The following is a 13,295-nucleotide window of genomic DNA, read 5'->3' as shown; positions in this document are numbered from 1 at the left end:
CGCTTTCACCCGTACGGGAGACCCGCGCGGCCGGTCCGGCGGGGTGTCCACTCAGGCCTGACCGGTCTCGAAGCGGCTGATCCGGCCGCCGCCGGGGGCGATGACGAAGCGCCAGGTGGTGCGCATCTCGCCCCAGGTGTCGTTGCGGTAGTTGACGAGCAGGGTGTGGCCGCCGTCGGACTCGGACTGGACGTCCATGTGGCCGCCGGAGTCGAAGATCTCCCGGTCGATCCAGTCGTGCAGATCGCGGTCGGAGCCGTCGTCGGACATGGTCGCGTCGGCGGTCAGGACCGCGAGGAAGGCGTCCTTGTCGTGCGCGTTGACGGCGGCGACGAGGGCGCCGACCACCGGGTCGGACAGTCTGGCGGGGGCGATGGCCACAGGAGCCTCCTGGTCGGGCGTACGTTCGTCCGTGCCCGACCAGGGAACAACGCGGGCGGGCCCGCGTCGTCGACCGTCACCCGTTCGCCCGGCGGACGGCGTGTCAGGGCGCGGCGGGGCCCCTCAGGGCGCGTCCGGGGCGGGCGCGGCATCGGGGGCGGTGCGGACGGGGAAGCCGGTGGGGCGGCCCTGCTCCCGCAGCCAGGCCAGCACCTGGTCGAGGGCGTCGACCGTCTGGGCGCGGTTGCCGCCGCCGTCGTGGAAGAGCACCGTCGGTCCGTTGCCGATCTCGCGCTTGACGGCGCTCACGATGGCGGCCGCGCCCGGCTTGTCGAAGTCCTTGGTGTCGACGTTCCAGCCGAGCGGCCGCATGCCGTGCGCCGCGGCGATGCGCCGGCTGTCGGGGGTGAACGCGCCACCGGGGGCACGGTAGTACTCGACCTTCGCGCCGCCGCCCGCGGCTTCCTCGATCAGCTTCTTCGCCTCCAGGATCTGCGCTTCCTGGTAGGCGACGGGCTTCTTGTCCATGGCCGTGTCGTGGTTCATGGTGTGGTCGCAGAGCCGGTGCCCGTCTGCGACCACCTTCTTCACCAGGTCGGGGTGTGCCTTGGCCTGCGGCCCGACCATGCAGAAGGTCGCCCTGACGTCGTGCCGCCGGAGCACTTCCAGCACCCTCGGGGTCCAGCGGGGGTCGGGGCCGTCATCGATGGTGATGTTGACGGCGTCGGCGCCGTTCTCCGACGCGTGGGCTATGTCCTCGGGTATCCCCTGCCGCTGCTCTCCGGGCTGGCCGTCGTCCCCCCGGCCGGAGCCGCCGCCGGCGCCCGGCCGGGCGGTCTGTGAGGAGGCGGTCCCGTCCGGTCCGACCAGGGCCGCCACGCCCCACACGGTCGCCGCCACGGCGACGGCCGAGGCCACGACGGCGGCACCGGCTCGGACGCCCTTGTTGTTCGCGCGCGCCAGGAAACTCATGCCCTGTCCTCCCCATCCGCTGTGTGAGCGTTCTGTGGATCAGGACGTTCGCCGTGGGTGAGGAGTTCCAGCCAAATACCCCATAAATTCACTGTTATGGGACTGTTGGGACCGATGGGACTTTAGTCCTTCATGGAGTTGAGTACCTGCCCACGCGCACACGTCCGAAACGGGCCACCCTCCGGGCGCGACCCGATACCGCCCCAAGTCCCGTGCTGAACAGGGTGGTTCGGTGTTCTGCGGGCGACGGGCCGGAGCAGAATGGGCTGCATGCAGGACGAACCCGACTGGCCGGTGGACAAGCTGACCGCACTCCGCCTGGGCCGCAGACTGGTGACGGAAGTCCCGGCGTCCCGCCCGGACCGGCGCGCGTTCGTGGACGTCCGCCCCGCCCTGAGCCGGGCCGACCACATCGCCCGGGACGAGGGCTGGGTACGCGGCGACGCGGGCCGGTGTTTCCGTCTGGAGCACCGGGAGTACGACGGCCATCGCCTCGACGGCTTCGACTACGACGTCGGGGCGGTCCTGGTCGCGTCCGCGGACGCGGCGGACGAGGCCGACCTGCTCACCGCGGTCGCCGCCTGGGGCCTGCGCCCCGGCGCCTTCGTACACCCCTGGGAGACGGACGACCCCAGGTAGCGGTACGCGGACATGCAGGGAGGCGGCACCCCCGGTGATCCCGGGGGTGCCGCCTCCCTGGCGGCGCTGATGCCGGTGCCGGCGCTCGTTCCGGTGCCGGTGCCGGGGCGGACCCGGTCAGTGCGCGAGCGACTCCTGCGCGGCCGGGGCCGCCTTGCCGCTGTCCGCGGTGCCGGCCGGGGCGGCCGGGCCCGCGCCGCGGAGGGGGACCTCCTTGACGAACCAGGCCGCTGCGAAGCCCAGTACGGCGATGGCCGCGCCGAGCAGGAACGCGGAGTGCGTACCGGCGGCCACCGCGTGCTGGTAGGCGTCGCGTACGGCCTCGGGCAGCTTGGCCAGGCTCGCGGCGTCCAGCTGGGCGGAGCCCGAGGCCTTGGCGGCCTCCGGGCCCAGGCGCTCGGTCATGGTGTCCGTGACCCTGGCGGTGAAGAGGGAGCCCATCAGGGCCACGCCGAAGGAGCCGCCGAGCGTGCGGAAGAGGGTCGCCGACGAGGAGGCGACGCCCATGTCCTTCATGTCGACGCTGTTCTGCGCGACGAGCATGGTGATCTGCATCAGGAAGCCGAGACCGGCGCCGAGGACGGCCATGTAGAGGCCCGACACGAGGCGGGTGGTGCCGGTGTCCATGGTCGCGAGCAGGAACATCCCGACGACCATGAGCGCGCCGCCGGCGATCGGGAACATCTTGTACTTGCCGCTGCTGGTGGTGACACGGCCCGCGATCAGCGAGACGACCATCATCGAGAGCAGCATGGGCAGGAGCAGCAGACCCGAGTTGGTGGCGGAGGCGCCCTGCACCGACTGCTGGAACAGCGGGAGGTAGAGCACGCCGCCGAACATCGCGAAGCCGACGAGGAAGCCGATCACCGACATCAGGGTGAAGTTGCGGCTGCGGAAGATGTGCAGCGGCATGACCGGCTCGGCGGCCTTGGTCTCCGCGTAGAGGAACGCGGCGGTCGACAGGACGCCGACGGCGATGAGGCCGAGGATCTCGGCGGAGCTCCACGCGTACGTGTTGCCACCCCAGGTCGTCACGAGGACGGTGGAGGTGATGGCGAGGGTCAGCAGCGCGGCGCCGAGGTAGTCGATCTTGCCCTGCGCCCGCTTCTTCGGCAGGTGCAGCACGGCCGTGACCATGGCCAGCGCGACGGCGCCGAGCGGCAGGTTGATGTAGAAGGACCAGCGCCAGCCCATGTGGTCGGTGATGGTGCCGCCGACCAGCGGGCCGCCGATCATGGCGAGGGCCATCACGCCGGCCATCATGCCCTGGTACTTGCCGCGCTCACGGGGCGGGATCAGGTCGCCGATGATCGCCATGACGCCGACCATCAGACCGCCGGCACCGAGGCCCTGGATGGCACGGAAGCCGATCAGCTGGCCCATGTCCTGGGCCATGCCGCTGAGCGCGGAGCCGATGAGGAAGATGACGATCGAGGTGAGGAAGGAGCCCTTCCGCCCGTACATGTCGCCGATCTTGCCCCAGATGGGGGTGGAGGCCGCCGTGGCCAGCGTGTACGCGGTGACCACCCAGGACAGGTGCTCCAGGCCGCCGAGCTCGCCCACGATCGTCGGCATCGCGGTACCGATGATCATGTTGTCGAGCATGGCCAGCAGCATCGCGATCATGAGCGCCATGAGGACGACCCGTACGCTGCGCGGCTTCACCTCCTCCGGAGTCCCCGCAGGCTTGACTTTGTCCACCATGTCCACTCCCCTGGCCCTACCGCTCGCACTACGTCCCGCACCGGCACTTACTTGCCGCCCGGCTAGTTCACTACACTGGGGACGTTAGACCCGCAACTAGCCGGGCGTCAAGTAAGTAATTGGGGAGAGCCATGTCCAGCAGCAGTCCGCAGCGGCGCCGTGGCGACACGCGCCAGCGCATCCAGGACGTCGCACTGGAGCTCTTCGCCGAGCAGGGGTACGAGAAGACGTCGCTGCGCGAGATCGCGGAGCGGCTGGAGGTCACGAAGGCGGCGCTGTACTACCACTTCAAGACCAAGGAAGACATCATCATCAGCATCTTCGAGGACCTGACCCGGCCCATCGACGAGCTGATCACGTGGGCGGAGGGCCAGCCGCGCACGCTGGAGACCAAGCGCGAGGTGCTGCGCCGCTACAGCGAGGCGATGGCGGGAGGCGCCGTGCTGTACCGCTTCATGCAGGAGAACCAGGCGACGACGCGCGAACTCCCCATCGGGCAGACGGTGAAGAAGCGGCTCTTCACCCTGGTGGAACTGCTCCGCACGCAGGACGGCCCGCTGGAGGACCAGGTCCGCTGCGTCAGCGCGCTGTTCACGCTGCACGCCGGGATGATGTTCCTCCAGCACGTGGAGGGCGACCCGGAGGAGACCCGCCTGGCCGCCCTGAAGGTGGCCACGGACCTCATCACCCAGGCCCACCACCCCCAGGTGTAGCCCGGGGCCACACCTGGGGGTCGGGGCGGACCGGGAGCCGGGGCGGGGCCGGGGCCTCCGCCGGGGCCGGACGATGCAGGGCCGGACGGTGCGGGGCCGGGGTCAGACGATGCGGCGGTCCTCGGCGGCGATCGGGACGTCGTTGATGCTGGCCTCCCGACGGCGCATCAGGCCGTCACCGTCGAACTCCCACTGCTCGTTCCCGTGGCTGCGCCACCACTGGCCGGCGACGTCGTGCCACTCGCACTCGAAGCGGACGGAGATGCGGTTGCCGGTGAACGCCCACAGCTCCTTGCGGAGCCGGTAGTCGAGCTCGCGCTCCCACTTGTCGGCGAGGAACGCCCGGATCTCGGCGCGGCCGGTGAGGAAGCGGTCGCGGTTGCGCCAGACCGAGTCCTCCGTGTACGCGAGGGCGACGCGCTCGGGATCGCAACTGTTCCAGGCGTCCTCGGCGGCCTGGACCTTGGCGCGCGCGGACTCTTCGGTGAAGGGCGGCAGGGGCGGACGTGTCACGGCATCCTCCAAAGGGAAATGGAGGGAGAACGGTCGTTCTCCCCATCGCCCACGCTACGAGAACGAGCGTTCTCACCGCAAGGGGAAACGGGCTACCCTGCCCTCATGGACGATGAAGAGGCACGGACCCGCCTGCTGGACGCGGCGGAGGAGCTGTACTACCGGCACGGCATCCAGGCCGTCGGCATGGACCGCGTCCGCACCGCCTCCGGGGTCCCGCTCAAGCGCCTCTACCGCCTCTTCCCGGCGAAGGAGTCCCTGGTCACGGCCTACCTGGAGCGCCGCGACCGGCGATGGCTCGACTCCCTGCGGGTGGCGGCGCACGCCCCGGCGGAGCCGCGGGCGCGGGTGCTCGCGGTCTTCGACTGGCTGGCGGACTGGTTCACCGAGCCCGACTTCCGCGGCTGCGCGTTCCTGAACGCGTACGGGGAACTGGGCGCCGCGGCCCCGGAGATCGTCCGCGTCCACAAGGCGGAACTCCACGCCCTGCTGGCCGGCCTGACCGGCGACGCCGCCCTCGCCGACCGGCTCCTGATCCTGACCGAGGGGGCGACGGCGGTGGCGACCCTCACCCCCGGCCCGGAGCCGGCCCACCGGGCCCGGGACATCGCGGAACTCCTCCTGCCGCGACAGTGACGCAGGTCACTCCCGCCCACCCCCGTCGAGCTGTCACATCCGGGCCGCGCATTCCGTCAGAGCTGTGTAACCGTCGGCACGGCAAGGAGATCACGATGGAAGCGCGTCTCAACTTCTACGGCAACGCGGTCGCGACCAAGTTCGCCCGGTACATCAACTCCGCCGGCAAGGTCATCTCGGACTCGACCCTGCCGCACGCCACGCAGGAGCTGGTGAAACTCCGGGCCAGCCAGATCAACGGCTGCGGGTTCTGCACCGACATGCACTTCAAGGACGCCTCGCACGCCGGGGAGGACCCGGTACGGCTCAACCTGGTCGCGGCCTGGCGCGAGGCGAAGGTGTTCACCGACGCCGAGCGGGCGGCCCTGGAACTGACCGAGCAGGGCACGCGCATCGCCGACGCCGCCGGGGGCGTCACGGACGAGGCGTGGGCCGACGCCGCCAAGTACTACGACGAGGACCAGCTGGCCGCGCTGGTGACCCTGATCGCGCTGATCAACGCGTACAACCGGATGAACGTGATCGTCCAGCAGCCGGCGGGTGACTACCAGCCGGGCCAGTTCGGCTGACCAGACGCAGCCACGGGCCCGGCCCCCACAGGGGAGGGGCCGGCCCCGTGCGGTTCCAGGCAGGGCCCCTCACGACAAGCCCCCGGACCCCCTGAACACCGCGGCCCGCTCGCCCGCCCGATCTCCGCGAACCCGGCTTCGCTGATCTGCCTGGGCCTCGTCGGCGCCGCGGCGGCCTTCGCCGCAGCCCTCGGGCAGACCAGCCCGGTCACTTGACCTGCCGGCTCACCGCGCGAGGGCGAGGTAGCTCTTCATGCGGGCGAAGGCCCGCTCGACACTCTGCCCGCTGCGGCTTCCGACTGCGGCATCAGTGCGTGAGGATCACCCTATGGACGACCTTCTGAAGTTCATTCACGCCCGGTACGAGGCGGACAACCACGCCTACGCCGAGGTGTCCTGTCGCTTCGGTGGTGAGGCCCTCCTCGACAGTCACCTGCCGATGCTCGACCTGATCGATCTGCTTGCGCAGGACTGCGAGGCCATGGACTCCGCAGACCCGCGCTTCGCCGGCCTCACCTACGCGCTCCGCGTACTCGCGCAGTCCCATGCGGAGCACCCGGATTACCGCGAGGAGTGGCGTCCTTGAAGTCCGTTCGAAGAGACAGTCCCCCGGGCGAGCCGCCAGCCGTCTAGTCGTTGCCTGCCCCACGGGGGAAGGTGATCTCGACGCGGCGGTTCTTCTTGCGGCCCTCCTCGGTGCTGTTGTCGGCGATCGGATAGTCCTCGCTGTAGCCGCGGACGTCGAAGACGACACTCGGATTGGTGACGGTCTTGGACAGCTCGGCCTGCACGGCGTCGGCGCGCTGCTTGGACAGCTCCTTGCCGTGCTCGTAGCTGCCCTGGTCGTCAGTGAACCCGAAGACGCGGATACGGGTGGCCTTCTGCTGGTTGATCTCCTGTGCGATGGCTTGGATCCGGGCAGCGGCCTGCGCGTTGAACACGGCACTGTTCTCCGGGAACAACACCTCGGACTGCAGCGCCATCATGACGGTCTGATTGGTCTCCTGCCGCCTCTGCTCCCCACCGAGGTCTTCGACGACCTCGGCGATGTCCAGCACCTTGATCGGTGCGAGAGTGCCGCCCTGAGGAATCTTCAGGCCGGGGGCGTTGGAGTCGATGGGGACGGGGGCGGAGGCGGAGGGCTCCGTGCCGGGGGGTACCGACGGCTTGACGTCATCGGCTTGCGCAGTGCTCGCGGCGATGAGGTTGGCGCTGGCCATGACGAGGCCGACGACAGCAGTCGCAGCGGCTACACGATGACGATGGGTCACTGCAATCATGGCTTCACCCAGAAATCCTGATAGTTGCCGTGGCGAAGGTGGGAAGCGTGAAGTCGACCTCGGTGGAACTGGCAGGTGGTGCGGGGAACTGCACGAAGAACGGGATTGCCGTGCCGGGATCGATTCGGGTGATGCCTGTCGTGCAGAGGCAATTCTCACTGTCCCGAAGCACGTAGTATCGCTTCTTGCCGATCTTGTCGATCAGGGTCGCGCCCGCAACAGACGCACCGCTGGCACTCTTCTCGTCACCGCGCCAGGCCGTGATCTTCGTGAAGACCCCGCTTCCCCCGTTCTTGATCTCTCCGCTGACGGTGACGAAGCCACCGGGATCACGCACGGCAGAGTTGATCGTGAGCACAATGCCGGGATCGCCGTTCGCCGTAGCGAGTACCTCGGTCGGCTTAGGGCTTGGGCTCTCCCCGGCGGCCGACTTGTTCGAGCTGCCGCCCTGCGACTGTGCAGCTGATGCCTTGCCGTCGGCCTTCGGGTCCTTGGCGCCGTCTCCACCGCACCCGGCCAGCGTGAGGGCCATGACCGCCGCCGCCCCTGCAACAGCCATTCCCCCACGGACCCTCGCCATGCGCCGAATGCTCATCTATCAAATCTTCCTTGTCTCTCGTTCCTGTCAGCCGACGAGTCGCACGCTGAACAGCCTTCGGGTCAGTGCATCCAGCGATCCCGGCTTCAGCGGGTCGAGCTTGACCAGCTCTCCGCCGCAAGAGAAAGCCACCATCGATGGCGAAGGCAGAGGAGCCGGCGAGGCACTCTCAGCCGGCGCTGTGGGACTGGGGCTCGGAGTGGGGGCCGGGGACGGGGCCGCGGCCAGGGAGCACTTCGGCTGCACCAAAGCGGTAGCCGTGGCCGTTCCATGCCGACTGCCCGTATCGGGAACTACGGAGTCACCGACAGTCGCATTCGTCTCCACGGAGATGGTGAACCGTGGAGATGCGGGATCGCACAGCGTTACCCTCCCCTCGTTCTTCGCCGCGAACGCCTCTGCAGCCACACAGGCTTTGTCGCGTCGCAAGAGTCCCCCATCGACGATCTTCTCCCAGTCCGCAGGCGTCAGTGCGGCAAGGTCGAGATTGTCCAGCACGGCATCTCTGGATTCCCGGCCAGCCGCCAGGGCCGCAGCATCCGCAGCACCCTGAGCGTCACTTCGGGTAATGGCGGCTCGACCGACGACGAAAAACGCGAGCGCCGCAAACAGCAGACCCGCGATCGCCACCATGTAAATGGGAAAAGCCTGCCCTCGGTCGCTGCGGCGACCTGAGGTCACTTCCCTCCGCCCCCAGCCGTGACAGCTTGGACCGCTGCCGCGATCCGGTCCGTGATCGCCGTACCGATACCCGTACCGACGATCGCGCCGATGATCACCACGACCACCAGGATGATGCCCAGGTATTCGAATGCGGTCTGGCCGCGGTCGGGGTTCGCGTGGCGCTTGCGGAGCCTCGTCACGGCCGTGTCCGTCCAGCCGTTCACCCTGATCCGTGCCTCCACGGCGGCCTTCAGCAGCGGGTTCTGTGACATGGGGGTTCCCTCCCGGGCCGGTACCGGTGTCGATCTGCGGACGGTACGGCGAGTCACCAGTCGTCACCAAGGGTCCCGGGGCCCAATTACGGACCCACTGCGCACTCTGTCTACCCATGACCGGTCACTCCTGGACGGGCGGTTCCCAGCCAGCGGGCTATCGCCTCGCTGCGCGTGGCGCTCCGGAGCTTCGCGAAGATGCGGTTGATGTGGTTCTTGACCGTCTTCTCGCTGATGAAGCAGGCGGCTGCGATCTGCTGGTTGCTCATCCCGGACGCGATCAGATCCATGATCTCCACCTCCCGGGAACTCAGCCCGAAGACAACAGAGTTGTGCATCCGCTCAGAAGACTGTGCCACAGCTCGTTGCGGATGCGAAGAGGCTCGGAGTTCCGCGAGCAGTGCGCTCGACGCCGTCGGGGTGAAGTGGGGGCGGCCCAGCGGGGCGTCGCGTACCGCCCTGAGCAGCTCGTCCGTCGTGAACTCGCCGTGCACGAGGTAGCCCCCGGCACCCAGCAGCAGGGCCTCGCAGACGATTTCGGCTTCCCTGCTGTACGTCAGCATCAGTACGGGGGCCAGCTGCACCAGGTGCGGCAGTGCCGAGATGCCGTCCACCCCCGGCATCCGGACGTCCAGCAGGATCACGTCCGGGGCGTGCCGGCGGGTCAGGCTCAGGGCTTCGCGGCCGTCCGCCGCCTGGGCGATGACGTCGAGGTCCTCGGCCGTGCTCAGGATGGCCGCCAGGCCCGCCCGGATGACCGGGTTGCCGTCCGCGATGAGCACGCTCAGCCGGGCCATGGTTCACCCACCCCCGAACAGCGCGTCGAAGTCGACGTTCGCGCCGTACACGAAACCGCAGACGAGCAGGATCAGGGTGCCGGGCAGCATGAACATGGTCACGGCGAACGTCGCCTTGGGGACGGCCCGGGCCGCACGCCTGCGGGCGTTCTGGGCGTCCGTGCGGCGCATGTCCTCGGCGATCGCGATCAGCGTCTCGACGATCGGCGAGCCGAGCTCCTCCCCCTGCTGCAGGGCCGTCACGAACTGGGCGACCTGCTCGCTGTCGTTGCGGCGGCGCAGCGCGTCGAAGGCCTGACGGCGGCTCACGCCCATGTTCATCTGCTGCAGTGTGATGCGGATTTCGTCGGCCCAGGGGCCCTCGTACTTGTCCGCCACCCGCTCCAGCGCCTGCCGGAAGCCCAGCCCGGCGCTGACGACGACCGCGAGCACGTCCAGGAAGTCCGGCAGGGTCCGTTCGATGTGGTCGCGGCGTACCCGGATCGCCGACCAGAGGCCGGCCTCGATCCAGAACAGGCCGAAGGCCACCATCAGCAGTGCGGCGACCAGCTGACCGTTGATCAGCATCGAGAAGGCGCCGAGGGCGCCCAGGGCCCCGTACACCGCCCGCCGGGCCGCGTAGCGGTCGATCGTCAGACCGGCCGGGTTGCCCGCCATGTCGATCTGGCGGCGCTTGCGGGCCACCCGCGCCGGCCCCATCAGGCGCAGCACCGCCGGGGCCCAGCGGATGCCCATCCGGTCCACCAGGGAGCCGACCGCCGTCGTGCGGGTTGCTCCGACCTCCAGGGCGAGGGCGAGGTCCGTGGGCAGCTTCACGTCCGCGCGGTAGAGGCGGATGCCGTGGAACGCGCCGAGGACCGACAGGGCCACGGCCAGTGCGAGAAGGATCGCGGTCATCGTCCCGTCCGCCCCCTCACACGTCGATCTTCGACAGGCGGCGGATGAGGAAGAACCCCAGGGCGAAGAGGCCGAGGGCGACGAGGACGGCCGTCTGGCCGAGGAAGGCGCCCGTCATCCGGTCCAGGGCTCCCGGCATCATCATGTCGACCAGCAGCAGGGACCCGAGTCCGATGGCGGGGACCAGGTACGCCGTGACCGTCACCTGGGACAGCTGGGTACGGATCTCCCGGCGGGTCTCCTTGCGCTGTTCCAGCGTCACCGTGAGGTTGCGCAGGCTGTCCACGATCGCGCCGCCCGCCCGGGCCGACAGGACGAGCGTGGAGACGAGGACGACCAGTTCCCGGGACGGCAGCCGCTCGGCGAGTTCGCCGAGGGAGTCGTCGATCGAGTGGCCGACGGCGAGGCGGTCGGCGACGCGCGCCAGCTCCTCGCCGGCGGGTGCCTCCAGCTCCTCGGCGGCGATGCCGATGGCCGTACGGAGGGCCAGTCCTGCCTGGGTGGCGTTGGCGAGGATGCGGGCCAGGTCCGGGAGCTGGTTGATGAACCGTTCCGTGCGGCGGGCCCGCTGCCAGTTGAGGAAGGCGTTCGCCGCCCAGACGCCGATCGCTCCGGCCACCGGTCCGAAGAACGGGGCGAGGAGGGAGGAGGCGACGAGCCAGACCCCCGCGATCGAACCCAGCATGTAGACGAAGAACTCGCCGGGTGTGAGGTCCAGGCCGGTGGTCGCGAGCTTGAGTTCGATCCGGCGCCCGAGCGTCGTCGTGCGCAGCCGCCGGTCGACCGTCCGGAAGCGGCGGCGGCGGCCGGCGGGCTCCGGGGCACCGCTCGCCGAGAGGCGTTCGATGAGCGCGGCGCGCTGGGCACGGCCGGCCAGGTACGCCTGGAGGCCGGCGACGAAGAGTACGCAGGCCAGCAGGGTGACGCCGAGGGTGGTGAGGATCAGTGGGTTCACAGGGCGGTCCGGGTGATGCGGGCGGTCAGGGGGTCTTCCGGCGCGACGCCGAAGGCCTGCGGGATGGGCTGGTTGTTCATGTAGAGGCGCTCGGCGATCCGGCGCGGCAGCGGGTAGTACTCGAAGTAGCCGTGGACGCGGCCGTCCGCCCCCATCGGCTGGGCACCGAAGCGGCACACCGTGGTGATCCGGAAGGGCTCGCGGCCGTGCGATTCCAGGACGGAGATCTCGGTGATGCGGCGCGAGCCGTCGCCGAAGCGGGTCAGCTGGACGATGACGTTGACCGCACTGTTGATCTGGTCCTGGAGGGCCTCGAAGGGGACGTCGACCTCCGACATGGAGGCGAGGGTCTGCAGACGCATCAGCGCGTCCGAGGAGCTGTTGGCGTGGACGGTGGCCAGGGAGCCGTCGTGACCGGTGGACATCGCCTGGAGCATGTCGAGGGTTTCACCGCCCCGGACCTCGCCGACGATGATGCGGTCGGGGCGCATGCGCAGGGAGTTGCGTACGAGGTCGCGGATGGTGATCTGGCCCTTGCCCTCCACGTTCGCCGGGCGGGATTCGAGGCGGATGACGTGGGCCTGCTGGAGCTGGAGTTCGGCCGAGTCCTCGATGGTGATGATGCGTTCGCCCTCCGGGATCAGGCCGGAGAGGGCGTTCAGCAGGGTGGTCTTGCCGGTACCGGTGGCCCCGGAGACGATCACGTTCATCTTCGCCGCGACCAGGCCGGAGAGCAGGAGCAGCATCTGCTCGTCGAGCGAGCCGAGGGCGATCATCTCGTGCAGGGTGAAGGCCCGCGGGAAGCGGCGGATGGTGAGGGTGGCGCCGGTGAGGGAGAGCGGCGGGATGATGACGTTGACGCGCTCGCCGCTCGGGAGGCGTGCGTCGACCATCGGATTGGCCTCGTCCACACGCCGGTTGACGGTGGAGACGATGCGCTCGATGGTCTGCATCAGCTGCTCGTGCGAGGCGAAGCGGATGGGGAGCTGTTCGACCCGGCCGGCGCGCTCCACGTAGATGTGGTCGGGGCCGTTGACCATGATCTCGGAGATCGAGGCGTCTTCGAGGAGCGGTTCGAGCACGCCGAGTCCGAGGGCCTCGTCGACGACGCGGCGGATCAGCTGGGCGCGCTCGGCGGTGGAGAGGACGGGCCCTTCGCGGCTGATGATGTGGCCGAGTACGCGTTCCAGGCGCGCCCGGCGCTCGGCGGGCGCGAGCGCGGACATCTCGGCGAGGTCGATCTCCTCCAGCAGCTTGGCGCGGTAGGAGGAGACCAGCCGGCCGTCCTCGCGCGGGCTGTGGCGGTCGTCGGGGGTGTTGACCCGGGAACGCAGGCTCATGGTCCGGTCACCTTCGGGTCGTCGTTGGGCATGACGGCCGTGGCCACGGCGTCGTCCGGGTCGAGTCCGGGAATGATCGAGTTGACCTTTATGGTGGCGACCGCGGTGACGGCGTCGTCCGTCGCGCTCACCTGGACGTCGGCTCCGAGGCCTTCCCTGACGGCCGCCACGCCCGCCGCCACGCCGCGGCCCGGGTACCGGGCCTCCACCCGTGCCGCCGTGCGCGCGGCCGTGTCCGCCTGTTCGTGGACGTACGCCACCCAGCCGAGCTGGATCCCGCAGAGCGCGACGAACAGCAGGATGGGGACGAAGCCGATGTATTCGAGGGCCACTTGGCCCCGGTCGGAGCGGATGCGTCGCCTCATG

At 69.6% G+C, this 13,295-nt stretch carries 18 protein-coding genes; 5 read left to right on the top strand and 13 right to left on the bottom strand.

The genetic code is table 11. The features are described 5' to 3' along the window. Positions 1-51: 51 nt before the first annotated feature. Positions 52-381: a nuclear transport factor 2 family protein gene (locus DEJ51_RS21245; protein ID WP_150258993.1), complete on the bottom strand. Its 330-nt coding sequence runs from the start codon at positions 379-381 to the stop codon at positions 52-54. Between the two features lie 123 nt (positions 382-504). Then, positions 505-1,344 (bottom strand): polysaccharide deacetylase family protein, encoded by an 840-nt coding sequence (locus tag DEJ51_RS21240; protein WP_411757394.1) that lies wholly within the window; start codon positions 1,342-1,344, stop codon positions 505-507. A gap of 279 nt (positions 1,345-1,623) precedes the next feature. Between DEJ51_RS21240 and DEJ51_RS21235 the strand changes: the two genes are divergently transcribed. Beyond that, positions 1,624-1,992 carry a hypothetical protein gene (locus DEJ51_RS21235; protein ID WP_223835911.1) on the top strand — a complete coding sequence of 123 codons (369 nt, stop codon included), beginning with the start codon at positions 1,624-1,626 and terminating at the stop codon, positions 1,990-1,992. A gap of 117 nt (positions 1,993-2,109) precedes the next feature. Here DEJ51_RS21235 and DEJ51_RS21230 read toward each other — a convergent pair whose 3' ends face one another. Further along, entirely contained in the window at positions 2,110-3,696 is a 1,587-nt protein-coding gene (locus tag DEJ51_RS21230; protein ID WP_150258992.1) for an MDR family MFS transporter, read from the bottom strand. Positions 3,697-3,827: 131 nt separating this feature from the next. Here DEJ51_RS21230 and DEJ51_RS21225 point away from each other — a divergent pair, with 131 nt between their 5' ends. Continuing rightward, positions 3,828-4,409: a TetR/AcrR family transcriptional regulator gene (locus tag DEJ51_RS21225; RefSeq protein ID WP_150258991.1), complete on the top strand. Its 582-nt coding sequence runs from the start codon at positions 3,828-3,830 to the stop codon at positions 4,407-4,409. Positions 4,410-4,511: 102 nt separating this feature from the next. Here DEJ51_RS21225 and DEJ51_RS21220 read toward each other — a convergent pair whose 3' ends face one another. After that, positions 4,512-4,922, bottom strand: a complete 411-nt coding sequence (locus DEJ51_RS21220; RefSeq protein ID WP_150258990.1) for a nuclear transport factor 2 family protein — start codon at positions 4,920-4,922, stop codon at positions 4,512-4,514. A 105-nt stretch (positions 4,923-5,027) separates the two neighbouring features. Here DEJ51_RS21220 and DEJ51_RS21215 point away from each other — a divergent pair, with 105 nt between their 5' ends. The 3 genes from DEJ51_RS21215 (at position 5,028) to DEJ51_RS21205 (ending at position 6,713) form a co-directional block, all read left to right on the top strand. After that, the gene (locus DEJ51_RS21215) at positions 5,028-5,558 is read left to right on the top strand and encodes a TetR/AcrR family transcriptional regulator (RefSeq protein ID WP_150258988.1); all 531 of its coding nucleotides are present in this window, start codon (positions 5,028-5,030) and stop codon (positions 5,556-5,558) included. 95 nt (positions 5,559-5,653) lie between these two features. Then, positions 5,654-6,127, top strand: a complete 474-nt coding sequence (locus DEJ51_RS21210) for a carboxymuconolactone decarboxylase family protein (RefSeq protein WP_150258987.1) — start codon at positions 5,654-5,656, stop codon at positions 6,125-6,127. Between the two features lie 328 nt (positions 6,128-6,455). Next, entirely contained in the window at positions 6,456-6,713 is a 258-nt protein-coding gene (locus DEJ51_RS21205; protein WP_150258986.1) for a DUF6221 family protein, read from the top strand. Positions 6,714-6,756: 43 nt separating this feature from the next. Here DEJ51_RS21205 and DEJ51_RS21200 read toward each other — a convergent pair whose 3' ends face one another. The 9 genes from DEJ51_RS21200 to DEJ51_RS21160 all read right to left on the bottom strand — a co-directional run bounded on the left by DEJ51_RS21200 (position 6,757) and on the right by DEJ51_RS21160 (position 13,294). Then, positions 6,757-7,347 carry an OmpA family protein gene (locus DEJ51_RS21200; RefSeq protein WP_223835910.1) on the bottom strand — a complete coding sequence of 197 codons (591 nt, stop codon included), beginning with the start codon at positions 7,345-7,347 and terminating at the stop codon, positions 6,757-6,759. Between the two features lie 64 nt (positions 7,348-7,411). Then, a complete protein-coding gene (locus DEJ51_RS21195) occupies positions 7,412-8,002 on the bottom strand; it encodes a hypothetical protein (RefSeq protein WP_150258984.1) in 591 nt (196 codons plus the stop codon). A gap of 30 nt (positions 8,003-8,032) precedes the next feature. Beyond that, entirely contained in the window at positions 8,033-8,686 is a 654-nt protein-coding gene (locus DEJ51_RS21190) for a pilus assembly protein TadG-related protein (protein WP_223835909.1), read from the bottom strand. Then, a complete protein-coding gene (locus DEJ51_RS21185) occupies positions 8,683-8,940 on the bottom strand; it encodes a hypothetical protein (RefSeq protein WP_150258982.1) in 258 nt (85 codons plus the stop codon). Before DEJ51_RS21185 ends, DEJ51_RS21190 begins: the two co-directional genes overlap by 4 nt. Before the next feature lie 110 nt (positions 8,941-9,050). Beyond that, entirely contained in the window at positions 9,051-9,737 is a 687-nt protein-coding gene (locus DEJ51_RS21180) for a response regulator (RefSeq protein WP_150258981.1), read from the bottom strand. 3 nt (positions 9,738-9,740) lie between these two features. Then, positions 9,741-10,634: a DUF5936 domain-containing protein gene (locus DEJ51_RS21175; RefSeq protein WP_150258980.1), complete on the bottom strand. Its 894-nt coding sequence runs from the start codon at positions 10,632-10,634 to the stop codon at positions 9,741-9,743. Between the two features lie 16 nt (positions 10,635-10,650). Beyond that, positions 10,651-11,589, bottom strand: a complete 939-nt coding sequence (locus DEJ51_RS21170; protein ID WP_150258979.1) for a type II secretion system F family protein — start codon at positions 11,587-11,589, stop codon at positions 10,651-10,653. After that, positions 11,586-12,929 (bottom strand): CpaF family protein, encoded by a 1,344-nt coding sequence (locus DEJ51_RS21165; protein ID WP_150258978.1) that lies wholly within the window; start codon positions 12,927-12,929, stop codon positions 11,586-11,588. Before DEJ51_RS21165 ends, DEJ51_RS21170 begins: the two co-directional genes overlap by 4 nt. Beyond that, the gene (locus DEJ51_RS21160) at positions 12,926-13,294 is read right to left on the bottom strand and encodes a TadE/TadG family type IV pilus assembly protein (RefSeq protein ID WP_150258977.1); all 369 of its coding nucleotides are present in this window, start codon (positions 13,292-13,294) and stop codon (positions 12,926-12,928) included. The genes DEJ51_RS21165 and DEJ51_RS21160 overlap by 4 nt, the downstream gene beginning before the upstream one ends. Position 13,295: the final 1 nt, after the last annotated feature.

Origin of the sequence: Streptomyces venezuelae (assembly GCF_008642275.1) — a bacterium.
In the GTDB taxonomy this organism is placed as follows: Bacteria; Actinomycetota; Actinomycetes; order Streptomycetales; family Streptomycetaceae; genus Streptomyces; species Streptomyces venezuelae_E.
Note: the sequence above shows the minus strand (reverse complement) of the source record. Positions and strands in the feature narration are given on the sequence as shown.